Source organism: Vibrio litoralis DSM 17657 (genome assembly GCF_000426765.1).
Taxonomy (GTDB): domain Bacteria; phylum Pseudomonadota; class Gammaproteobacteria; order Enterobacterales; family Vibrionaceae; genus Vibrio; species Vibrio litoralis.
Window position 1 is genome coordinate 133,370 of sequence record NZ_KE384567.1, and the last position, 23,860, is coordinate 157,229.

A 23,860-nucleotide genomic window follows, 5' to 3' on the forward strand; every position below is an offset into this window, starting at 1 on the left:
GCGTTCAAAAGTTGAATCGAGAGAGACTCAATAAAGACATGTGCTACCGACTAATCGCGCAGTAGAAATGTGCCGCTATCATAAAGGTAAAATGGTCAATTTCCCACCCCCCATTGATATCGATCATGATCTTCTTTCCTTTATTAATAATTTTGCAAATAAACTCTAGTCAGAGCCTTTAAAAATGAATACAATTCTAAACAATAATGATTCGCAATTAATAAAACAACGGATTGATTTATGTCTTTCGCTTTGCACCCTGTTTCACAAGCGGTTTCTCACATTATGAAACCTGCGCTTAGTCTTTCTTTAGCCCTTATCGCTCTACCCTCTTTTGCTGAAGAAGAAGCTTCAACTGAAAATTTAGATACCATCACAGTAACCGCTTCAGCGTTGAAGGTTGAGACACCGCTCGCTGAAACTCCACGCAGTGTATCTGTGATTGATGACGAACAGTTATCTGTACAGCAGCCGCAAAAATTGGATGAAGCGCTGCGCTATCAACCTGGTGTAATGACCCAACCTTATGGTTCAGACAATAATACCGATTGGTTCAAAATTCGTGGCTTTGATGCGGCGACTTATCTCGATGGTAACCGCTTGTTCAATACAGGCTACTATACTTGGAACCTCGAACCTTACGGCTTAGAGCAAGTAGAAGTCCTAAAAGGTCCAGCATCTTTACTTTACGGTGAAGCGCCTCCGGGTGGTGTTGTAAATGCGGTCAGCAAACGTCCAGGTTACACTGAAGGTGGTGAGTTTGAATTAACCGGTGGTAGTCGAAATCTACAAAAAATTGGAATTGATACCACCAGCTTTGTTGATGAAGATGGCGACGTTCGTTTTCGTTTAGTCGCTTTGATGAGCAAACAAGACGGTACGCTTGACGATACCTATAACAATCGAGTTTACCTAGCTCCTAGCCTCGCGTGGGACATAAACTCTGATACTTCGATTACTTTTTTAGCCTCATGGCAGCAAGATGATGGTGTACCAACCGCTGGTTTCTTTCCCGCTTATGGTACTTTGATTGATACACCACAAGGTAAAATTGATCCTAGTACTAACTATGGCGAACCTGATTACGATAAAAATGAAAGTAATCAATACTCGGTTGGTTATGAGCTAGAGCATTACATCAACGATACTTGGCAATTCAAGCAAAATACTCGTTACGCTTATACTGACTTACTACTTCGCAGTACTTATGCATTTGGTAGTGAAACCAGTGCGGATTTAGGGCGTGGGATTGTTTATCGTGATGGCTCAACTCAAATGTTAAGCATGGATAACCAATTCATCGCTAACTGGGGGTTAGGTAATACCGATAACACCACCCTACTTGGCGTGGATGTACAGCAATTCAAAAATGACAGCATGGAAGCGGATGACTGGGGCCCGTATGGTGGTACGACACCAAACATCGATGCTTTCCATCCGCAACATGGCAACATTGTTCCGATTGATGATCGCGCCACTCCGGTGAATATCAAAAAAGAACAGCTAGGCGTTTATGCTCAGCAACAGATCAAATTCAATGAAAAGTTTATTGCTAAATTAGGTGGCCGTTACGATATCGTTCGCCTACAAAATGAAAATGTCACTAGCGACGAAGATATTCACAATGATCACTTCTCGCTCAGCGGTGGAGTTATGTATCTCACTGACTTCGGATTTACGCCTTATGTTAGTTATTCTGAATCATTTGAAGTCATTGCATCGGTGGATGCTTCAACCGGTAAAGCCTATAAACCATTAGAAGGTAAACAAACCGAAGCTGGCTTCAAATACGAACCATCTTTCTTTAATGGCTACTTTAACTTTGCTTGGTTTAACCTAAGCCAAGAAAACGGCCTAGTGTATGATCCAACAACGGCTCAACAAACTCAAACCCAAGAATTAACATCACAAGGTGTGGAACTAGAAAGCGTTGCTCACGTCACCAAAGATTTACTGGCAAGAGCAAACTACACCTATACCGATGCAAAATCGGATGATGGTTTAGGTAATGAACAGCGTACTGCTCTAATTCCTCGCCATATGGCATCAGGTTGGTTGGAATATGATTTTTCTAGCTTAGGTCTGGATAGCTTTGTGGTAGGTGCAGGTGTTCGTTATATGGGAACTTCGGTTGGCTCAACTTCAGATGGAGCAGGTACATTACACGTTCCAGCAGTTACCTTATACGACGCCATGGCTCGCTACGACATTACTCCTAAATGGCGTGCACAAGTTAACGTCAATAACTTAACGAATAAAGAGTACGTTTCTAGCTGTGATTACTACTGTTACTACGGTGAAGAGTTGACCGCAACCGCAACCATTAACTACATGTGGTAAATAAACACCTTAAACTCACTAGGGCTATTGAGTACAATGGCCCTAGTTTTGTTTTCTAGTACCTAATAAATAACCCCAGAGAAAAATATGTTCAAACTCAACCAAGTTCGTGTTCACCGAGATAATCGCGATATTTTATCGATTGATGAACTTTCCATTCCAAGTGATGGATTGACGGTTGTGCTTGGTCATAATGGTAGCGGTAAATCGACACTGGTTAACCTGCTTTCAGGACAATCGGAAGCCGACTCTGGGCAAGTGACACTCAACCAGACTGAAATTTCAGATTTCTCCCAAAAACAACTAGCTAAAGAAATTGCCTTTTTACCGCAAAAGTTGCCAGACGTTGCAGGGCTTACCGTGCAAGAATTAGTGCGTTTAGGCCGCTTCCCTTGGCGTGGTGTGTTTGGTCGTTGGCAAAATGATGATGAGAAAATCATTGTCGAAGCGATGCAAAAAACCGGCGTTGAACAATATGCTGATAACCTTGCCGATAAACTTTCTGGCGGTGAACGTCAACGCGCTTGGGTTGCCATGTTATTGGCGCAGCAATCTCCAGTGCTGATTCTCGATGAACCGACCTCTGCCCTCGATATCCATCATCAATACCATTTAATGGATTTGCTGCAAGAACTGAACCAGCAAACTGGCTGTGGCATTTTAGTCATCTTGCACGATCTGAACTTGGCGCTGCGTTATGCCACTCATATCGTGGCGCTAAAGCAAGGCAAGATAGCGTTTAGCGGCGCAAAAGAATTACTACTCGACGGTCAACGATTAACGGATTTATACGAAACCGATATCCAACTTTTAGATCACCCACAGCAAGATGATCAAAAAATAGCCGTCGTGATTTGAAAGCCTGAAGATTTATCGATTATCGCTTTTCCCAGGAACTAGGGACCAGAAACTAGGAACCATTTTCAATATGAAAACATTCTTCAAACTATTCTCTTTAACCATAGCGTTATTTAGCCTACCAAGTTTCGCGTCGATTACCGTCACCGATAGCCTTGGCCAACATCAATTAGATAGTCACCCGAAACGTATTGTGGCGTTAAATTGGGATCTTGCTGAACAATTACTCGAACTTGATGTTACTCCCGTTGGCGTGCCAAATATCAAAGACTACACCACTTGGGTTGTCAAACCGGCGATTCCGGAAGGTGTAGAAGACTTAGGTACTCGTGCTGAGCCTAATATGCAAAAGCTAGCGGAATTGAAACCTGACCTTATTTTGGCAGCCTCACCACAAAAAGATCTGATCCCTCGCCTGCAGACTATTGCACCGGTGCTGTATTACCAAACCTACAATGCCGATCAAAACAGCGCAAAAGCCGCCATTGAGAACTTCCGCAACATTGCAGCCGTTGTCGGTAAAACTGATTTAGCGGAACAAAAGCTCAATGCAATGAACCAACGCTTTGCCGATTTAAAATCACAACTAGAAACCGCGTTTAATGGTGAAATGCCAAGTGTCGCTGCAATGCGTTTTGCTAACCAAACTTCTATCTATTTATACGCGAGCAATTCAACCACTGACTACGTGATCCACCAACTCGGTTTAACGACGGCGCTCCCGCAACCCGCTAAAGAGTGGGGAATCGTACAAAAACGTATCACCGACTTACAGCACATCAAAGATGGATATGTGATTTATTTTGGTCCATTTTCCGACGCACAAAAAGCGAAATTGAATAAATCCATGCTCTGGAAAGCGATGCCATTTGTTCGCAATGGTCATGTTAATGAAGCAGAATCGGTATGGAATTATGGCGGTGCAATGTCGATGCAGTATATTGCAGAATCGATAACGGAAAGCTTACTAGAGATAAAGCCATAAATAAAAGTTCCTAGGAAAAGCTTGGCGGCTAAAGTAATCGCTTTAATGCCAATCAAATCAACAACACCAAAATGCTATAAAGATCCACTAATCTACTAGGCTCCAACCTAGGGACTAGGAACTCGAAACTAGGAACCCAACATGTCTTCCCTTCGCCTCCCTATCATCATTGCTACTTTCGCCTCATTATTTCTAATCGCGGTAGCTAGCCTACAGATCGCTAATCCATTATCCATCTCTCAACAATGGCATTTATTGCTGGGTGCGGAAGCGCAAGAGTTTGCCGATTTCAATTTTGTTTACGCGCAACTGCCTCGTGCGGTGATGGCGATTATCGTCGGCGCGATGCTTGGCTTAGTCGGTAGCTTGATGCAGCAGTTAACTCAAAACTCGCTGACTTCTCCGCTTACGCTTGGTACTTCTTCTGGCGCTTGGCTTGCTCTCATCGTTGTCAACGTCTGGTTTCCTAACCTTGCTAGCGATTACATGGCGCTTTCGGCAATGGTCGGGGCAATGTTTGCGATGGGGCTTGTGATCACCATTGCCGGACCGAAAAACATCACTGGTCTACCGCTTATTTTATCCGGCATGGTCGTCAACATCTTGTTTGGCGCAATTGCCACAGCGATTATTTTGCTTAACGATCAATACGCTAAAAACGTATTTATCTGGGGTGCTGGCGATCTTGCTCAGAATGGCTGGGAAATGGTGCAATGGCTACTGCCTAGACTCTCGGTTGCTCTAATATTACTGGTTATCGCACCACGTATTTTAAACTTAATGCGCTTAGGGCATCAGGGCGCAGCCGCTCGTGGGCTCAATGTTATTCCTTATTTTATTGTTCTGATCGCACTTGGCCTATGGGTAGTCTCTGCTTCGATCACCGCAGTTGGTGTAATTAGCTTTATTGGTTTACTGTCACCCAATATTGCCCGTGCCATAGGCGCGAGAACACCGAAAGCTGAGCTGTATACCAGTATGATCATTGGTAGTATCGCGCTTTTAGCCACTGATATACTGGCTCTGTTAATTAGCCAATTCACTCAAGAAATGATACCAAGCGGTACTACAGCAGCAGCTATCGGAGCCCCCGCTTTAGTTTGGTTTAGCCGCCGAGCATTAAAAGCACAAGACCAAATCTCCATCAAGCTCCCACCGAGTAAAGCCTATCTGTCTAATCTAGCGATACCGACATTAATCACGATGACATGCTTTATGCTGTTTATTAGTGCCACTTTATCCATGACAGATACTGGTTTTCACTGGGCGATTCCCGATAGTTTTACATGGGATCTGCGCTGGCCTCGCTTTGTGACTGCGCTTGCCGCAGGTGTTGCATTAGCGGCCGCCGGTACTGTATTGCAACGTCTTATTTACAACCCACTGGCGAGCCCAGACATTCTTGGTATCTCCGCTGGCGCAACCTTCGCATTAGTAGGTACTACTGTCTTTTTAGGCACCAATATTTTTGCATCAGGTTCATTGATTGCCTTTGCCGGCAGTATGATCGTTCTTGCCGTTCTACTGCTGTTAGGGCGTAAAAATCAATTTGCGCCATCGAGTATGATCTTAATTGGTATCGCCATCAGTGCATTAATCGAATCTTTAGTTCAGTTTGCACTAGCAAAAGGTACTCAGGATAGCTACACCATTATCGGTTGGTTAGCCGGTTCGACATATCGAGTCACCGCTCATGGGGCGATTGTTTTAGCACTTAGCGTTACGGTTATTTTTGCAGCGTTAATCAGTGTGTCTCGTTGGCTAACGCTTATTTCAGCAGGCCGTCAATTTGCTGCCGCTCGCGGGTTAAATGTACAAGCCACTAGCGTCATTCTACTTTGCTGCGTAGCCCTACTCTGCGCATTGGTTACTACCACCATGGGCCCTGTGGCATTCGTAGGTTTATTAGCTCCACATATGGCTGTGATGCTTGGTGCAAAACAAGCTCGTAGTCAACTATTGGTTGCAGGGCTTACCGGTGGCTTACTTATGCTAATTGCCGATTGGATTGGGCAGAGCATTTTATTCCCAATGCAAGTGGCAGCTGGCACCGTTGTTTCGATTGTTGGCGGGAGCTACTTTTTGCTCTTATTAATCAGAGGGCAAAAAGGACATTAATATTTAATCTTTCCGTGATGTTTTTTAAAAAAGCAATCAGGATAAGGTAAGAATCGCAACCTAAATATCACTCTTTTCATGAAAAATAACATACATTTAACAGGGTTTAATTGGTAAATGCTTGTTTTTCATTTATTATTACCCATACTGTAAGTGGACGTTGAAGCCATACATAAATTAAATACAAGCAGTTGTAATAAAATGTAATCTTCAACTATATTTAGAATCACTAATTAAGTTCTCATTGATGGCTCTAAAGGAATCTGCTTAGCTGAAGGGCTACAAAACGACAACGTTTTATAGTTAAAATCGGAGTAACAATAATGGAAAAAAATATGAAAAAGAATGTTTTAGGAATGGCTTGTGCTCTAGGTCTAATGGCAACTCTTGCGGGTTGTAGTTCAAGTGAAGAAGTAGCAGAAGCTCCAGCAACAACTCAAACTGAAGCGCCTGCACCAGTAATGGCTCCTGTTAGCCTAAGTGCTGATCTATTATTTGATTTTGATTCGGCTACTCTAAAAACAACTGACTCAATTGACGAAGCTGTAAGCAAAGCAACAGCAGCTAACCTAAAATCAATCACTATCGTTGGTCACACTGACAGCGTTGGTACTGATGAATACAACCAAAAGCTATCTGAAGAACGTGCTCAAGCAGTTGCAGATTACCTAACGGGTAAAGGCTTCGATGCTAGCTTAATTACTGTTAGCGCTGAAGGTGAAGCATCTCCAGTTGCTGATAACTCAACAGCTGAAGGCCGTGCTCAAAACCGCCGTGCTGACGTTAGCGTAACAGTTGAAATCGAACAACCTGCTGAAGCTGCTCCAGAAGCTACTGAAACTGAAGAGCCAGCTGCAGAATAATAGTTTTACTACCTACTACTCACCTTATTTGGTGAAGTTAGCTAAGTAAGTACTTTAAGAGAGTGAAGTCGATTACGGCGTCACTCTTTTTTATTTAACCAATTCTTTTTACTTCTTATACCAAACCAAAAGAAAATTATTAGCTGGCATAGGGTGAACCTCAGTTAACGTTATTCCTGCTGCCCATTCTTTTAGCTCTTCAATATCACGAATTCCGCCGCGCCCTTCACTGCGAATCTTGTGATCGAACGCTTGATTACTTTCGCTAGTAAATTCACCGTTCACTTTCATCGGGCCATACTGACAAAACACACCCTCTTTCGGTAATTGCTTGGCGACCAACGCCATCATCGTCTTGGCTTCTTGCGGTTGCATGATATGCGTAGTATTGGCGGTAAATACTGCATCTACCTTGATAGATGGCCACTGATCACGGCCGAGCATAAACTCCACAGGCGATTGAATATTGGATAGCGTGCTCTCTGTTATCCATGCATTAATACTGTCATGGTTGTCAGCAACATCACTGGTTTGCCAAATTAAATGCGGCAGATGTTTAGCAAAAAACACGGCATGCTGCCCAGTGCCAGAACCTATTTCTAACACTTGAGATGCTTTGGAAAAGTGCGGAGCAATCACGTCTAAGATCGGTTGTTTATTTCTCTCACATGATGGTGCATTTTGCTTAGCCATTTATAAAACTCCCAAAATTAGAATAGTAAAATCAGCATAACATTTGTTATTCGTTAATCCTGAACTTTCTTGTCTGTTCTTTAAGCAATAAAGCTGTATAATCCGCCGCCTATTTACACTTCAATTTTGATGCGTTCTACCTGCTATTCAGTGCTACCCATCACCTAAGGATATTTCTTTGATTTCAACCGCAAACATCACCATGCAATTTGGTGCTGAACCTTTATTCGAAAACATCTCAGCCAAGTTTGGCAACGGCAATCGTTATGGCTTAATTGGCGCCAATGGCTGCGGCAAATCAACTTTCATGAAAATCCTTAGCGGTGCGCTTACCCCAAGCTCTGGCAATGTCTCTATCACTCCAGGGTTAAAACTGGGCGTACTAAGCCAAGATCAATTTGCCTTTGAACAACATAACGTGATTGATGTTGTGATCATGGGCGATCGTAAATTATGGGAAATCAAACAAGAGCGTGACCGGATTTACTCTTTACCTGAAATGAGTGAAGAAGACGGCATGAAAGTCGCAGAGCTTGAAAGCGAATTTGCCGAAATGGATGGCTACACAGCGGAAAGCCGTGCGGGTGATATTCTGATCCAAGCGGGTATCGAAGAAGAATTCCATTTTGACCTAATGCAACGAGTTGCACCGGGTTGGAAACTACGTGTGTTACTGGCTCAAGCGCTATTTGCTAACCCAGATATCTTGTTGCTCGATGAGCCAACCAACAACTTGGACATCCACACCATCAACTGGCTGGCAGAAGAATTGAACCAGCGTAAGTGCACTATGATCATCATCTCGCATGACCGCCACTTCTTAAACTCAGTGTGTACTCACATGGCAGATATCGACTACGGTGAACTGCGCATCTACCCGGGTAACTACGAATACTTCCTTGAAGCGTCGAGCTTGATACGTGAGCAACTACTTTCTAGTAACGCTAAGAAAGAAGCCGAAATTAACGAACTACAAGATTTTGTAAACCGTTTTGGTGCCAATGCATCTAAAGCCAAACAAGCCAGCTCTCGTGCTAAGAAGATGGATAAAATCAAACTGGATGAAGTGAAATCTTCAAGCCGTATCAGCCCATCGATTGATTTTGGTGAAGGTAAAAAACTGCACCGTTTAGCATTAGAGCTTCAAGAACTCGGCCACGCGTTTGAAGATGAATTACTGTTTGAAGGCGGTAATATATTACTTGAAGCCGGTACTCGCCTTGCAGTGATTGGCGAGAACGGTGTGGGTAAAACCACTCTACTACGTTGCCTAGTGAAAGACTTGGAACAAAACCAAGGTGTGGTGAAATGGTCGGAAAATGCCTCTATCGGTTACTGCCCGCAAGACAGCACCAAAGATTTCGATAACGACTTGAGCATCTTTGACTGGATTTCACAATGGCGTACCACCAAACATGATGACTTAATGGTACGTGGCATTTTAGGTCGCCTACTCTTTACTGCGGATGACGCGAATAAAAAAGCGCGTAACTGTTCTGGTGGTGAAAAGAACCGTCTATTGTTTGGCAAGCTAATGATGCAAGACATCAACGTATTAGTGATGGATGAGCCAACCAACCACATGGATATGGAAGCGATTGAAGCTTTAAACTCAGCGCTTAAAGTCTATAAAGGCACCTTAATCTTTGTTAGCCACGACCGCGAATTTGTTTCATCACTTGCCACATCGATCATTGATGTGAAGGATAAGAAATTAGTGAACTTCCAAGGTACTTATGATGAGTACTTAGATCATCAGAAGAAAATGATGGCTGTGGCTTAAAAAAGCTTAGTAGCAAAAGCTTAACCACAAAATCGAAGCACATAAATAAAAGGCAGTAATCTTAGCGATCACTGCCTTTTTTATTGATACGGTTATACCAATCACACTAATTAGATGTTCAGAAATTGCGTAGGAAAAAAAGCTTGAGAACAAGGCGAAAATTTTCGATAAGTAGTTATTCTACAATCAAAATTTCCAACGAAGTTATCGAGTTTTTTAACAAGCAAGGATGAGCAGATAATTAGTACGATTGGTTTTAATTCATCAAAATTCAGATCAAGCAAACACCGTCTGTGCCCAGCGAGCTAAACCTGCTGTCACCGAACCAAAATAATTACCACTGACAATCGGTACATTGGGTAGTTGCTGTTCTAAAGCTTGTCGTAAGAAATGCGAGCGAGCACTACCACCGGTCATAAAGATCACATCCGGCTTTTTGCTAGCTTGCTTCATCACTTCAGTGACCAAATCCATCATCTTTTGCACTGGCGTATCTACCGCTTCCACCATTTGCTCTAGGCTAATATCAAGCTCTAACATCTCTGAAGCTACAGGTATTATCAATGAATGTTTCTGAGTATCCGATAAGCCAATCTTAGCCTCTTCCGCTTTACGCACAATTTGATAGCCTAGTGTGTGTTGATAGGCGGCTAATAAACGAGCTAACTTCGCTGGCTCTTTGGCTTCTTTTTGTAATAGCTTTAACGACTTGAAGTTCGCCGCTTCGTAGAAACCTTTTTGCGCCACCACGTTGTTAATCGCGATGGGGTTCCAGAACTGAGTAATCGGCATTTCAATCCCACTGTTCATTTGCGAGCCAAAGCCAAATAAAGGCATAATTTGTTTAAACGCCAGATAAATATCTAAATCATTTCCACCAACACGCTGTCCACTATGCCCTAGTAAGCTCTCTGTTCGGTCAGTTTTTTGCTGCCAACCCGGACCCATTTCAATCAATGAGCAATCGGTCGTACCACCACCGATATCCACCACCAGTACGGTTTGATTTTGGCTCAGAGTACTTTCGTACTCTAAACCGGCAGCAACTGGTTCAAATTGAAATTCAATGTCTTTAAAGCCTGCCCGAGTAGCAGCGTGTAATAAAATGCTTTCGGCTTGTCGGTTCGCCCCTTCTCCACCACGTCCGTGAAAATTAATCGGGCGACCAATCACTGCTTGAGTAATGTCTTGCTGGCTAGAAAGCTCGGCTTGGCTCTTGATGTTTTTCATCATGCTGCAAACCAAGTCTTCAAAAAATACCAATTGAGTGGCATGCAACCCGCTCGCGCCTAAAAAGGATTTTGGCGATTTTACGTAGTAGACTTCTTGTGGGTCGGAAAGGTAAGTATCCAGCGCCTGTTGACCAAATTGAACATCGCCCAATTGCAGCTCTATATCTTCTTCACGGTTGAGATTAATTGCGCGTCGTAAGGCTTGTTCACCAGCAGTATCTTTCGGCTGAACTTGCATAAAACGATACAGATATTCAGCGACCGATTCCCGCGTGGGAGCGCAAATAGTCGAAGGGATAAAATGACTGTCACCTTCTAGTGGCAATAAGCGAGGGTTGCCATTTTCCATCATTGCAACAGAACAGTTCGCCGTCCCATAGTCAAAGCCAATAAACATACCTACCTCTGCGACACTCAAAAAAGGCCGCTGATATTAGCTTAGATAGGATGAAAATGGCAGTGAATGTTTACTCTATGACTAAATCAATGCTTACCGCGTAAGCCTTGCTGAATGTTCAACAAACTTTCTACTTCATCCATACGACGTGAAGTCATGGCTGCGATAGTGTCACCTTCAAGGGGAAGGCTTAAGAGTAACTCAAAGATAGTGTGCTGGTACAAAGCGCCATAACGAACCCATTGCCAAGTATCGGCTCCATCATGGTAGATCATCAGGTCATCAGACCCTTTGCGATCAAGAGTAAAGCTTCGCCCATCGGCTAAATGCACCGTCATACCCTTTTGCCCACCTTTAAGCCCAGCGTATTTGTTCAAATGCAGCATAAGCTTTACTGGACCATAATGGCCTTCGAGTACCGCCTCACCTTCTGCGGTTTTAAAATCACCAAAGCGAATATCATGACCTAAACGATCACGAGCGACCTTAACTTGTAGTTGCAGTCGGTAGTCAAAAACCTTAGCTTCAGTAAGAATGCAGGCTAAACACTCACGCACCATCGTCAGAACATGAGTACCAATATCAAGAATTACGCCTTCTGGATGAAAGAATTGGCGGCTATCTTCTAAACCGGTAGCAAAGTTCAGCGCAATCGGCTCACCTTGCTGATTTAAACCACAAGGCTCCAATAAGTGCCCTTCTACTTTAACAATATCTTGGACATCAACAGATTTAATCGATGGTATTGTTTTGCCGCTAGAATCATCAATTTGAAGTTCCCACGACGAATCTAACTCACCACTTAATAACGATTGAATACCATATCGACCACTCCAATGATCAAGCGCTAATACTCGTGTAGCATAAGCTGGATTTTGCAATAACGAACGCAATTGAGATAGCTGTTCAAGGTTTGCTACTACTGGCTTTTCTATCACAATTGAAGCGATATCAGATTGAAGCGCTTCAACTAGCAAACAATAATGCGTGTCTGGAGGCGTTAGAATAAGAAGTAAATCGAGGTCAAATGACAATAAATCTTGGTAACTAGTCGTGAAGCTGAGATTGGGAAATTGAGAGTTTGAAGTGTGTTCGCTATGTTTAAGGTCACTATACTTAAGATCATAGCCAACCAACTGGATAGATTTGTCTGAATGTTCAATCTGAAACTGATGAAACGCAGGCCAATAAGCCGTCTCAAAAATACCGCCTAGTCCAACAATACCTATTTTCATCTCATCTTCCTATTTGCCTATATAGTTAAGCTTGTTCTGCAAGGCTTAGCTTAGGCTGGAAACGAATGGGTTGAAAACGAGTTAATCCTCAGTCTTTTGCCGTTCGTGGGCAGTTATCACATAAACCTCGACCTTCGCAGCGATACACCATACAACAGGTGGTACGAACGTAATGCCATTTGCTGGCAACGACATCGTAATGCAGTGAATCCATCGCTTTTGTCGATAACCCAAACGCTTCTAGCCAGCGTTTGGCATGTTGAGGAATATACTCCTGTGGCAGGTCTTTATGCAAATCTTGCAAACGTAATAGAGCCATTACCAACAAATCCGCTAATAAATACTGGGTAAATCCCGGACGAATACGTACATTCTCATCAAGTTGGCTACGGTAATCTTCAAATAACGGCAGTAACTCGTTAGCGGCAATCTTAATCAACTCTTCAGGCTCACCATCATGCATAGGCACATCTTGCAGCGTAAAGCCTGCCACAAAGTTGGCATCACCGCGCCACTGCTGGGCAATGGTCGACATAGCTGGCAATGCATGAATACCATAAATACTGATAAAACTGACATAAACCGGCTGCCAGATAAGCAATGTCCAGGTACGGTTTAACCAATAAGCATGACCTGCTTCAGGATGAGAAAGTTGGAGTTTTGCGTAGATGTCTTGTAGCAATTCTTGATTGTTATGTTCTGAGAGTAACCAATCATCACCTAGCGGCGCATGCACTAGTTCGCCGTCAAATAATTCACCTCGGAGATAAGGCGTTACATGATCGGCATAATGGAATAATTGTTGGTATCTAGGATCACTCACTGCAAGACTCATCAAACTTAATTACGTTAAACGCAATGATACTAATTTTCATTTAGATTACAAAGTAAAAAGATGCTTAAAATGCGTGAAAAGTTGTTTCATGTGATGTGCTGCGAGTAGCATGAAAAGATATTGCCGAAAGAAAATCGTCATCCTGAAAAACGAGGCACGAGTGTCGTTCAGGATCTCCCAAAGCGCGTTAAGACTTAATTTGTCTTTAAGTGAGTCAAGTGTTGTAGGAGATCCTGGATCTTCTTCGCTTAGGCTCATGTTCAGGATGACGAGCCTTTTTTAATTTGTAGTTTTTACTCGTGTCTCGAGCGAAGCGTCCTCGGTTCTCGCCCCGCATCTCACAACAAAAAAGAGCCAACCAACGGCTAGCTCTTTACAGTTATTTGCTAAGCGACAGACACTAGAACTTATAATCAAACTTAAATTCGACTGTACGCTCTTCACCATACCAGCAGTTTGCTGAGTCATAGCAAGCGTAAGTGTCTTCATCAAATAAGTTATTAACGCTTAAATTAACCGCTGCGCCTTTTAGACTATTGGTTAAGTACGCCAAATCATAACCTAATGACAAATCAACTACCGTGTAATCTGGCACTGTGTCGGTGTTGGCTGCATCCATTTGACGCTCGCCAATATAACGTGCACCAGCACCGAAACGAGAGCCGCCTAAAATACCGTTATACACGTAATAGTTAGTCCATAAAGTCGCGGCGTGTTCAGGTACGTAAATCGGTGTTTTACCTTCAAGGCCAGTGGTATCTTTGGTGATTTCCATATCGGTATAAGTGTAGCTTGCCGATACGTCCCAGCTATCTGTTAGCATGGTGCGCCCTTCTAGCTCCAAGCCTTGCGAGCGAATTTCACCCACTTGGATTTTACCTTGATAGCTTGGATCATTCGGATCAGGTACCACTACATCGCTTTTAATAATGTGGAATAGTGAAGCGGTCATAGAAGTTGCATAATCGGCAGATAAGTATTTCACACCACCTTCAACTTGTTGACCTATCGATGGTTCAAAGCTATCGCCACTACTATCAACGCCGGCTACTGGCTCAAAGCTAGTTGCATAGTTGATGTATGGAGACCAACCAGAATCGAATTCATACATCGCACCAACGCGATAAGAAAAGTTATTTTGATCGGTTTTGGTGATAGTGCCAGCGTAGTCACTGGTCGCTTCATAATTATCAAAGCGGCCACCGGCCATTAATACGATACGGTTAATGCGCATTTGATCTTGGAAGTAGAAGCCCAATTGTTCGACTTTCACATCATCGATATACACACCAGAAGCGGTCACTTTTGAGCGATCGATTTGGTTATTATTCGGGGCGAAGGCATTAAAACTTGGAGCGGTATAGCCACCATCATACCCATAGCTAGTGTAGTTTGAGCTGCCTTTTAAATGCTGATAATCAACACCAAATAATAAGTTATGCTCAACTGGGCCTGTTGCGACTCGACCGGATAACTGATTATCAATCGTAAAGCCTTCTGAATCTTCATCAGTACTGTAGATGTAGCGATCTAAGCTACCTGTAGAAGGATCCCAACCCGCCGCTGCATGGTAGGTGTTTTCCTGATAAAGATCGGCTTTCATATAACGAGCATTTTGCAAGAATGACCAATTATCATTAAATGAATGATCGATCTTATAACCAGCCATCCAGAACTCACGCTCAAACTTGCTCCAGTTTTTATCTCCCATCGAAGCATTTTTATCTATGCTGCCATTTGGGTTATTCCATACCGAACCAGACGCTGGCATTGCTGAGTTCATGCCCATATTAGGATCGTTCTGATAATAAAAATTGAAGTTTACAAGGGTATTATCAGTCACGTACCAATCGATAGACGGTGCAAACACGTAGCGTTCTTCTTCGGTGTAATCGACTTGTCCATCACGATGAGAAGCCGAGCCAATAAGACGATAATAAACGTTAGAGTCTCCAAACTGACCAGTCGTATCAAGTGATGCTTTGACTAGGTTGCGCGAACCTGTGGCAATCGAAAAATCAGTATTACGTTCTTTTTGTGGTGATTTGGCGATTAAGTTGACCATCCCACCCGGAGGCATCGCGCCATATAATACGGAACTAGGCCCTTTAAATATTTCGACACGCTCTAAGGCAATTGGGTCAATTTGTGGCTGTAAGTTCCAACCAACTAGGTATTGTAGAACCAGCCCATCATAGTACATCTGGTTGTTTTCAAAACCACGGATGTTGTAGTTGTCATACATGGTGACACTACCGCCCTTCAATTCTGCATTTACACCCGGAGCATAACGCAGAGCTTGCTGAACCGATGACACGCCACGATTTTCAAACTCATCAGAATTGATAACAGAAATAGCCTGAGGCGTTTCTTCTGGTTCAAGTGAAGTTTTGGTCGCAGTATTACGGTAGGTTTGGCCGAGTATCGTAATGGTTTCTTGTTCTGTCGCCACTGTATCCGCTTCTTCCGCCATCAAATTAGGGGCAAATAGAATACTGGTAATCGCTAAAGCTAGTGGGCTAGCGGCAAGTAAATTCGAACTATGATTAATGTTTTTCACGCGAGGTCTTTCCCTTTCCTACAAATAATGGGTATCAATTAACGATAATAATTATCATTTCTAAATGATATCCATTTGCAACTAGAGAAAGTTAACAATTTGGTGCATGTTTGAGGTTGGAGGGAACTTTTTTGAAAGGTTAAATGTTGTTGCTCAAAACATTTACTCAATCGGCAGCCAATATTCCATATAAGCATCCGCTGAATTCATTTGATAATTCTCAGGATAGATTTCTAGTTCAAAACCATCTACCCCACGATAACCACTTTGCGGTAACCAATGAGTAAATAGCCATTCTAATTTATCTTTTAGGCCGTCGATTGGACCTTTATGTGGGAGAACAGCGTATTGTTGTGTGGGAATTTCAAGCGTATTTAATGGCTGAAATGTCGCTGTTTGTAGCTCTTCTGCGGCCCAATAGTGTAAGCGTTCAGAATTTAATGACAGCGTATCAATGACGCCATAGCGTTTCTTCTCTGTATTAATTAATGTAGGTATCGATTGTTGCACCGCATCAAACGCTCGCCAAATTTCCGGCACCGCCTGTTGAAAATCTGGTTGCGACGAAAACAGACCACTGATCTCCCCCCGATAGCCAGCCACACTAAATGCAGCCTTATATTCAATGCGAATTTGGGTAAAACTAAGATGTGATGGTGTCGATGGGGAGTGCTCAACATCACTACTAGAGAAAGATATGCTGGTAATCGGCTGGCGTAAACCGCTGCGAATACCACGCTTACGGTACTCTCTTGGCGAACAACCAAAGAATTGTTTAAATGAGCGACTAAAGCTAATTTCTGAATTAAAACCAAAGGAAAGTGCAATATCAATCACTCGTTCCGATGGGGAATCTAGCAAGCTTTCTGCAGCGCGACTCAGTTTTAATTCGCGGATATATTGAGCAACATTGACACCCGTTTTAGCGGTAAAAACTCGCTGTAATTGCCAGCGTGACCAACAGCTTTTTTGCGCGATATCATCAAGCGATAGAGGTAAAAAAAGATGCTGATGAATATACTCCAGCACCTTTTCTATTCTGGTTAGTTGGGCAGATTGCACGCTGCATCTCACCAACTCAGTCATTAAGAGGCTACCCCTTGAGGGATGTCTTGCTGCTGGCTTTGCAGTTTATTATTTAGGAATACAATCCAAGTTTGTGCAGAAGCCGATGGTAATACTTCATTAAGACGTTTGGCTTCTGCCAGTGCATCGTTGTATTTATCTAAACGATACAATAGTTGAATTTTCGCTAAACCAAAGTCGGCTTTCTTTGCATAAGGCTGGGCTCTATCAATCACTTGGTTGGCTTTGTTGTACTCTTTTTGTTGAATATACAACTGAGTTAGCGGCCAATAATACTGAGCATCACGTTTAGCTAACGCTTCCCAACTATTAATCGCTTGCGGCCACTCGCGTGCCATTTGATAGTAATAAGCTTGCATCTTTTGATTATCTATCGTCTTGCTCTCTGGGTAGGCATTAAACATTTCTTGTAAAATTCTCGCGCCACGCTCTGGGATCTTATTTTGTGCATACAATTGAGATAACGACTTATAGTCATTGGCGGTAAATTCGAGATTTTGCTTTTTCGCCAGTGAATAGGTTTCAAGTGCCGATTGATTTTTATGTTGCTGTAGCTGAGTAGAAATTTGTTGCTGCCACCATGCTTTATTATTTGGCTCAAGGCGGATCAAATTGCTCAGCGTCCCTTCAGCATTGCCCCATTGCTTCAATCGCAACTCGGCAATCACTTGCATGCGTAATGCTTGCAGACGCTTTTGTGCATCCGGTGCTTGGTACTTCACAATTGAGCGACGAACTTGCGCCCATTGCTGCTGTTGGTAATAAGCGGCGGCTAAACGAAAATAGACTTCATTAGTGTCTTTTTTAAATTGCGTTTTATCTGCACTGCTTGGGGTATATTTTACCGCTAACGTATTACGGTACTCTTTGGCTGCATTGGCGAAATCTTGCTCAGAATACAAAATATCCCCTAGCATGCGATTGGCTTGCCATTGCACTTTAGGCTCTAACACCTTTAAACCTACCGAGGTTCTTAGTGCTGAAATAGATGATTTTGGTTGTTCGGCTTGCCAGTAGTAGATCGCTAAAACTCGATTGACAAACGCTTTGTCATAGTCGGCTTTAGGATCATAAGACGTTAACACTCGAATCGCTTTATCAAGGTGATCATTTTGTGCCAATTCACTAGCTTGAGTAAGCTTTTTACCGGTATAAGGCGTTACGCCTGCGGCACTACTATTGAATGACACAGCAAGTAGACTGGTTACCAGACACGCCAATATTGCCTTCTTATTTAACAAAGAAAGCGAAAGATTGTGAAATAACTTATCCATATTCAACATTATAAGTTTGACCATCATTCTCTATAATCTTCTGACTACTCATTACCATAATGACAATGGGTTTATTGGCTGATCTTAAATTCAATTTTCACTTGCTGACCGGGTTGCTTAACCGCACTACCAGCTTCAATTTGTGGCTGATATTTCCAGTTTCGCAACGCTTGAACGGCTGGACGAACAAAAGCTTTCGAAGGCTCAGCTTCAACCACTTCAATATCTTCAGGGCGACCTTGTTCATTAATGGTAAACGACATCACCACGTAGCCTTCAACACGGCGCTTAAGCATGCGAGCAGGATAAGTCGGCTGAGCACGATATAACGGCATCGCTTGCTGCTGTTGGCCTACCCCTTGCGAAATGTTATCGCTGACATTGATATTCGGCATATTGATCGCCACACCAACATCTGAGAATGCCATACTAGTATCTAGTGCTGCTTGAGGTGCTTGTACTGACGGCATCGAGGCAGCTGGCGTCGCTGGTGTTGATAATGCCTGGGGTTGCTCTGGTACTTTTGGTGGCTCAGGCAATTGGCGCTGACGACGTTGTGAATCGGAATCTTGCTCTTGCATCACCACATCAAACGCTAATGGCCCTTGGTCATCAGTCACGCCGGTTTTAACGCTCCCGACCATCCAAGACATAAATGCAAATAACGCCACCGCCGTGACTAGGCCAAGCGGAATGGCAATCAATAAACGTAACGATGCGTTATTCATATTGTGAGCTGTACTGCTGTCACTCATCATCCATTCTCGCTTAAGACTTATCAGCCGTGGCTAAAGCAATTTTTGAAATCCCTGCACCTTTGGCTGCATCCATCACTTCAACTACTGTACCGTTATAAGCATGCTTATCCGCTTGAATCACTAAGCTTGCATCCGGTTTATCAATCGCAATTTTTTCTAATGCAGCTTCTACACGCTCAACATCCACGCGGCGTTTATCGATATACACATCATTGGCGGCAGTCACGGCAATAAAAATGCCTGCATCTTTTTGCGCCGTCGCATGAGAGGCTTGAGGTCGATTGACTTCAACACCTGATTCATTAACAAATGAGCTGGTTACGATGAAGAAAATCAACATGATAAACACGATATCAAGCATCGAGGTTAAATCGACTTGCGCTTCTTCTTTTGCTTTTGTGGGACGAACTAATCTCATTCGCCGCTCCTTAATTGTTGTTCTAAGTGCATCTCTTTACGAGTCGCGACTTTCACTAAACGAGAATGGGCAAACATTCCAGCTAATGCGGCAACCATGCCTGCCATTGTTGGTAATGTTGCCATTGAAATACCTGAAGCCATTAATTTAGGGTCATTGCTACCTGAAATCGACATCAAATCAAACACAGTGATCATGCCTGTTACCGTACCGAGTAGACCGAGCATTGGGCATAGGCTAACCAGCGCTTTAATCAAGTCTAAGTTTTGCGTCAGCATTACATGAGCTTGCTGCAGCATTCCTTGCTTTTGTGCCAGTGCATACCAAGAGTCGTGTTCGCAGCGCTGCTTCCATTGCCCTACCCAGCCTGCTTTAGCGTGACGATAAGACACACTTAAAAACAGAATACGTTCAATGATCAGCACCCAACACAAAAGCACGACCGCACCTAGCCACCACAACACTTGCCCACCACGCGCCATGAACTCTAAAAGATGAGAGTCCATCAGTTCAGGGAATTGAGTGGAAATCCAAGCTAACATTACGCATTAGCTCCGGCTAAATTGGTTGCCGATAAATTGGCTTTGTCCGATTCTATTTCCGCACGGCGAGCCACTAAGCTCACGCCTTGTTTTTCAAGCGTATTGCGGATCACTTCTGCGCGATTTGAAAGAATATTATGCGCGAGTAACAACGGCATTGCGGCGACTAAACCAAGTACCGTAGTGATCAAGGCCATAGAAATACCACCCGCCATCACTTTTGGATCGCCATTACCAAATTGAGTGATCACTTGGAAGGTTTCGATCATGCCGGTTACGGTACCTAGTAAGCCCAACATTGGCGCAAGAGCGGCGAATAACTTCAGCATCGACAAACCACGCTCCAAACCTTGTTGTTCATCAAGAATACTTTCTAATAAACGAAGCTCTAGTGATTCCACTGATTGCTTTTTCTCTTTGTTATACACATTAAGAATACGGCCTAATGGATTATCATCAGTTGGGTTTTCTGGCTGTTTTAGCTGCCTTGAAATTTGTTGCTGCGTCATCATTAAGCGAACACCGCGAACCAACGCAATGATTAAGCCTATCACTAAAATCGCAATGATGACTTTACCAACTACACCCGCTTGATCGATGCGTTGCATCAAGGTTGGCTTATGGGCATATTGTTCAAGCATCACGCCACGAGTAGGATCGATAAGCATGGCTTGATTCGCATCTTGCTTAAAGCTTGCCAGCGTTGGAGCATCCGATGGTAGCGCTAAATAGTTAGAAGCTTGCTGACGAGCAAAATCCCACTTCACATAACCTTGCTCGGTGAGTAATGCCATGTCGCCAATGCGTAGTGCGTTAACTTGCTGTGTTTTACCATCACCTTGCACGAAAGGAAGTGTCACAGAAGCCACTTCACTACCGGTCGTCACCTTGTATTGCATCGCTTGCCATAGGCCATTCAGCAATTTTAAAGATGGCAAGGTATCGGTACTGATCACTTTATCTAATGTGGTATTAAACGCTTTACCTTGTTCGCCAAGTAGTGACGTTTCATAACTTAGCTGAACATCTTTGGCGGCTTGACGAACTACGCCAAACAATTCGCCTAAACTACCTGTCGCTAACTGAAGCTCTTTTTCTTTCTCTGCCAAAATTTCTTCGTTGGCAGAAAAGGTATCGCTCAATTGGGCGTTTTCTTGCTCAATTTTTGCCAGTTGCTTAGCAAGTTGATCACGCTTAGCTTGCAGCGCAGCACGTTGCTTAGCACTTAACGCCACACGTTGTTGATTGTGTGCATTTTCTATTTGTTGTTCAGCTTTCGCTTTGTTATCTAGGCTTGCAAGATCATCGGCTGATGCGCTGACACTCACAATCGCTAAACTGATTGAAGTGATAAGAAGAGACAGTAACTTCATTATTTTGTCTCCTGAGTTGAAGAATTAGACGCGGATGCTTGAGTCACAGAAAGCGGTAAATGCAATAAACTTGGCGCTTGTTGCTTATTGGCCAATGCATAGGCTTGATTGATACCCGGCTTTTGTTCTGCTGGCACTTCTTGCCATTGTTGCTTAGCTTGAGACCATAACCAGGCATGTTGCGCATCTTTACTACGAGCCAGTAACACCACTTTACCGACATACAACAAATCTACTTGGCGTGTATCATCTTGGCCGTCATTATCTTGGTTTAGCTTAATCTGCCCTTCATAAAGGCCAAGCTTTGAGCCATAGTCCATTTCGATTTGGTAAGCTTCTAAAATTCTGCGGTATTTTTCTGCATCAGAAATATCAGAACGTCCCATTAGGGTTTTCAATTCATCGAGACGCTTTTCACGGCTAGCAAAACGAACCGGAGCACCTTGCTCTAATGAGAATTGCAGGCCATCAATCATGTGATACATCAAAGGCACAACCCCTTGACGAGTTTCTTCAATATTGGTCAATTGCTCATCAATGCTGACTTTTTCCGCTTCTTGGCTTTCCACCAGCTTTTTCAAGTGAGTTTGGTATAACGACAAGTTATCAACTTGATCTTGCAGGCGTTCAACTTCCGCTTGCAACTGGAAACTCTGGTCGGAATTAGCATCAATCTTTTGCTGTGCATTTTTCGCCACTTGATTGGTTTGACGCTCAATGCTGCGTGCATTATCTAAAGAATCTGCTTGGGCTGAAAAACTAGAAATGGCCAATAAAGCTAAAGTAATACCTTTAAGCTTGCCACTCGCTTGCGCATAACGAGGAAGTGTTATTGATGATGGAAACTGCATGATTAAGTCCGTTCAATATAAGACGTCAGGTAAACCAACGGATTTCAGTGAAGAAAACATTCTATATGATAAAAACGCAAAAGTTAATGATAATAGTTACCATTAAGAAATAAAATACAATTCACTTTGATTAATATCAGGTTACCTTCTAAAAAATTTATTTATTTCCTATTTTCCCCTCTTGTTCTATGAGATTCCAACTCTGCATATAAATGTTCAGTAAAAAAACCATGCATTAAGAACCGTTGGCCTAGATTCCATGGACCTACAAAATACAAAGGGTAATGGTTGTAAGCCATATTTGGCAGAGATGGATCTCCTATTATCTGACCAATTCGTATCGCAAGCGACTGATCAACATTAGATATCGACTAGTTACCTAGGACTGCCCCTTTTTAATAGTGAAGGCCATCTTGATAGTTAAATTCCATATTTTGGGGAAGTTACAGTGATGCTCCTCCGCACATAACAAGCTCTTGACCAGTAATAGCACCTGCGTGTGGGGAAAGAATAAAATTCACATATTCTGCTACTTCATATGGAGAAATATACCGTCCCATTGGTGGTAACTTAGGAGGGGAAGATTGCCTGTTTGGATTTAACAACATCGGCGTTTTTGTTGCTCCAGGCGCCACGATGTTAGCCGTGATTCCCTTAGGAGCAAGTTCAGCAGCCCAACTACGAACCATGCCATATAAAGCAGATTTAGTCGCAACATATTGAGAGCGACCAGCGACACCTTTAGATGTTCGACTGCCGATGATAACAATACGCCCTCCTTCACCTAACTTATCAGCAAAGTGATTAGCCAATATTTCAGCCACGCCGACATGGAGATGCCATATAGTGCGGCTCTCTTCTACATTTAATTCACCTAACGGCGCGGCCACCATTTTTCCTGCCGCATGTATCACCGCATCAACTTGTGGCAATGACTGTAGGCACTCCAGTAAATTATCAGTATCATATAAATCAACCGAATGGCCGGCAAAATAAGGGTTATCATGCTCCACTTTGGTCCGGCTTAGCCCTGTCACCCGCCAGCCTTGTGATAATAGCATTTCCGCAATTGCCTGACCGATGCCAGAACTTACTCCTGTCACTAATGCATGACGGCTCATAGACGCTCCTTAATCATGGATAACGGCACTTTAAATACCGCTTTACGCACTGACTGTGGCTCAGTAACCATACACAGAGCTTGATGAGGTTCACCAGGTAAAAATATTGCAAAATCGCCTGCTTTCAAATGCACTGATTGTGTTAGGTTTGGTTGGCTTAAAATAAGCAAATCTGCTTTTTTCTCAGTAGCCTCCTCAGCCATACAATTAAGGACACCATAATTGATGATTTCCTCACCTTCTAAGACAACCTGAATATCGGCGTATAATTTGTGAAACTCCGTATGACGCAATTCGGATTCTTGAGTTGATGCCGGACCTATATTACAAAACCACACCTCATCTGCGAGTTGTAATTTTTGATCACCCGCACTCACTAAAGCTTCAAATGTACATTGAGGTAAAGAAAGAATTTTTTTAAATGACGCGGGTAACCCCGCTGTTTGTAATGAAAATAAGCTTCCACATATCATGACGGTATCCCTCAACAAAGAGGTAGCCCAATAAAGTTAGAGGGCTACATACATAGTTTGATTTA

Annotated in this window: 21 protein-coding genes; 6 read left to right on the forward strand and 15 right to left on the reverse strand. The window is 43.1% G+C overall.

Annotated features, from left to right (window positions below; all coding sequences use genetic code 11):
- Window positions 1-240 precede the first annotated feature (240 nt).
- The 5 genes from K358_RS0114210 (at window position 241) to K358_RS18590 (ending at window position 7,164) form a co-directional block, all read left to right on the forward strand.
- Complete coding sequence (locus K358_RS0114210; RefSeq protein ID WP_038150238.1) at window positions 241-2,340, forward strand: TonB-dependent siderophore receptor; 2,100 nt, start codon at window positions 241-243, stop codon at window positions 2,338-2,340.
- An 87-nt stretch (window positions 2,341-2,427) separates the two neighbouring features.
- Window positions 2,428-3,198: an ABC transporter ATP-binding protein gene (locus K358_RS18585; RefSeq protein ID WP_038150240.1), complete on the forward strand. Its 771-nt coding sequence runs from the start codon at window positions 2,428-2,430 to the stop codon at window positions 3,196-3,198.
- A gap of 70 nt (window positions 3,199-3,268) precedes the next feature.
- Window positions 3,269-4,183 (forward strand): iron-siderophore ABC transporter substrate-binding protein, encoded by a 915-nt coding sequence (locus K358_RS0114220; protein ID WP_051241331.1) that lies wholly within the window; start codon window positions 3,269-3,271, stop codon window positions 4,181-4,183.
- Window positions 4,184-4,324: 141 nt separating this feature from the next.
- On the forward strand, window positions 4,325-6,301 hold the full coding sequence (fhuB, locus tag K358_RS0114225; protein ID WP_027697448.1) for a Fe(3+)-hydroxamate ABC transporter permease FhuB: 1,977 nt from the start codon (window positions 4,325-4,327) through the stop codon (window positions 6,299-6,301).
- Between the two features lie 335 nt (window positions 6,302-6,636).
- On the forward strand, window positions 6,637-7,164 hold the full coding sequence (locus K358_RS18590) for an OmpA family protein (RefSeq protein ID WP_051241332.1): 528 nt from the start codon (window positions 6,637-6,639) through the stop codon (window positions 7,162-7,164).
- 108 nt (window positions 7,165-7,272) lie between these two features.
- Here K358_RS18590 and K358_RS0114235 read toward each other — a convergent pair whose 3' ends face one another.
- Window positions 7,273-7,857 (reverse strand): DUF938 domain-containing protein, encoded by a 585-nt coding sequence (locus tag K358_RS0114235; protein ID WP_027697449.1) that lies wholly within the window; start codon window positions 7,855-7,857, stop codon window positions 7,273-7,275.
- A 178-nt stretch (window positions 7,858-8,035) separates the two neighbouring features.
- On the opposite strand from K358_RS0114235, the gene K358_RS0114240 reads away from it, so the two are divergent.
- The gene (locus K358_RS0114240; protein ID WP_083962838.1) at window positions 8,036-9,640 is read left to right on the forward strand and encodes an ABC-F family ATPase; all 1,605 of its coding nucleotides are present in this window, start codon (window positions 8,036-8,038) and stop codon (window positions 9,638-9,640) included.
- A gap of 276 nt (window positions 9,641-9,916) precedes the next feature.
- Here K358_RS0114240 and yegD read toward each other — a convergent pair whose 3' ends face one another.
- The 14 genes from yegD to K358_RS0114315 form a co-directional block, all read right to left on the reverse strand.
- Window positions 9,917-11,269: a molecular chaperone gene (gene yegD / locus K358_RS0114245; protein WP_027697451.1), complete on the reverse strand. Its 1,353-nt coding sequence runs from the start codon at window positions 11,267-11,269 to the stop codon at window positions 9,917-9,919.
- Window positions 11,270-11,355: 86 nt separating this feature from the next.
- Window positions 11,356-12,504, reverse strand: a complete 1,149-nt coding sequence (locus K358_RS0114250) for a Gfo/Idh/MocA family oxidoreductase (RefSeq protein ID WP_027697452.1) — start codon at window positions 12,502-12,504, stop codon at window positions 11,356-11,358.
- 88 nt (window positions 12,505-12,592) lie between these two features.
- Window positions 12,593-13,327: a siderophore ferric iron reductase gene (locus K358_RS0114255; protein WP_027697453.1), complete on the reverse strand. Its 735-nt coding sequence runs from the start codon at window positions 13,325-13,327 to the stop codon at window positions 12,593-12,595.
- A gap of 412 nt (window positions 13,328-13,739) precedes the next feature.
- Window positions 13,740-15,899 (reverse strand): TonB-dependent siderophore receptor, encoded by a 2,160-nt coding sequence (locus K358_RS0114265; RefSeq protein WP_244875261.1) that lies wholly within the window; start codon window positions 15,897-15,899, stop codon window positions 13,740-13,742.
- 162 nt (window positions 15,900-16,061) lie between these two features.
- On the reverse strand, window positions 16,062-16,985 hold the full coding sequence (locus tag K358_RS0114270) for an AraC family transcriptional regulator (RefSeq protein ID WP_038150243.1): 924 nt from the start codon (window positions 16,983-16,985) through the stop codon (window positions 16,062-16,064).
- Window positions 16,985-18,259, reverse strand: coding sequence for a tetratricopeptide repeat protein (locus tag K358_RS18595; RefSeq protein WP_244875262.1), 1,275 nt, complete (start codon window positions 18,257-18,259; stop codon window positions 16,985-16,987). Before K358_RS18595 ends, K358_RS0114270 begins: the two co-directional genes overlap by 1 nt.
- 71 nt (window positions 18,260-18,330) lie before the next feature.
- Window positions 18,331-18,987, reverse strand: coding sequence for an energy transducer TonB (locus tag K358_RS0114280; protein ID WP_027697457.1), 657 nt, complete (start codon window positions 18,985-18,987; stop codon window positions 18,331-18,333).
- 40 nt (window positions 18,988-19,027) lie between these two features.
- Window positions 19,028-19,435 (reverse strand): ExbD/TolR family protein, encoded by a 408-nt coding sequence (locus K358_RS0114285; RefSeq protein WP_027697458.1) that lies wholly within the window; start codon window positions 19,433-19,435, stop codon window positions 19,028-19,030.
- Entirely contained in the window at window positions 19,432-19,941 is a 510-nt protein-coding gene (locus K358_RS0114290; RefSeq protein WP_027697459.1) for a MotA/TolQ/ExbB proton channel family protein, read from the reverse strand. Before K358_RS0114290 ends, K358_RS0114285 begins: the two co-directional genes overlap by 4 nt.
- 35 nt (window positions 19,942-19,976) lie before the next feature.
- Window positions 19,977-21,350, reverse strand: coding sequence for a MotA/TolQ/ExbB proton channel family protein (locus K358_RS0114295; protein ID WP_027697460.1), 1,374 nt, complete (start codon window positions 21,348-21,350; stop codon window positions 19,977-19,979).
- A complete protein-coding gene (locus K358_RS0114300; protein ID WP_051241334.1) occupies window positions 21,350-22,201 on the reverse strand; it encodes a DUF3450 domain-containing protein in 852 nt (283 codons plus the stop codon). Before K358_RS0114300 ends, K358_RS0114295 begins: the two co-directional genes overlap by 1 nt.
- Before the next feature lie 161 nt (window positions 22,202-22,362).
- Window positions 22,363-22,569, reverse strand: a complete 207-nt coding sequence (locus K358_RS19595) for a DUF6999 family protein (protein ID WP_425315040.1) — start codon at window positions 22,567-22,569, stop codon at window positions 22,363-22,365.
- Window positions 22,570-22,644: 75 nt separating this feature from the next.
- Window positions 22,645-23,322, reverse strand: a complete 678-nt coding sequence (locus K358_RS0114310) for an SDR family oxidoreductase (protein ID WP_027697462.1) — start codon at window positions 23,320-23,322, stop codon at window positions 22,645-22,647.
- On the reverse strand, window positions 23,319-23,795 hold the full coding sequence (locus K358_RS0114315) for a NanQ anomerase/TabA/YiaL family protein (RefSeq protein ID WP_027697463.1): 477 nt from the start codon (window positions 23,793-23,795) through the stop codon (window positions 23,319-23,321). The genes K358_RS0114310 and K358_RS0114315 overlap by 4 nt, the downstream gene beginning before the upstream one ends.
- Between the last annotated feature and the right edge of the window lie 65 nt (window positions 23,796-23,860).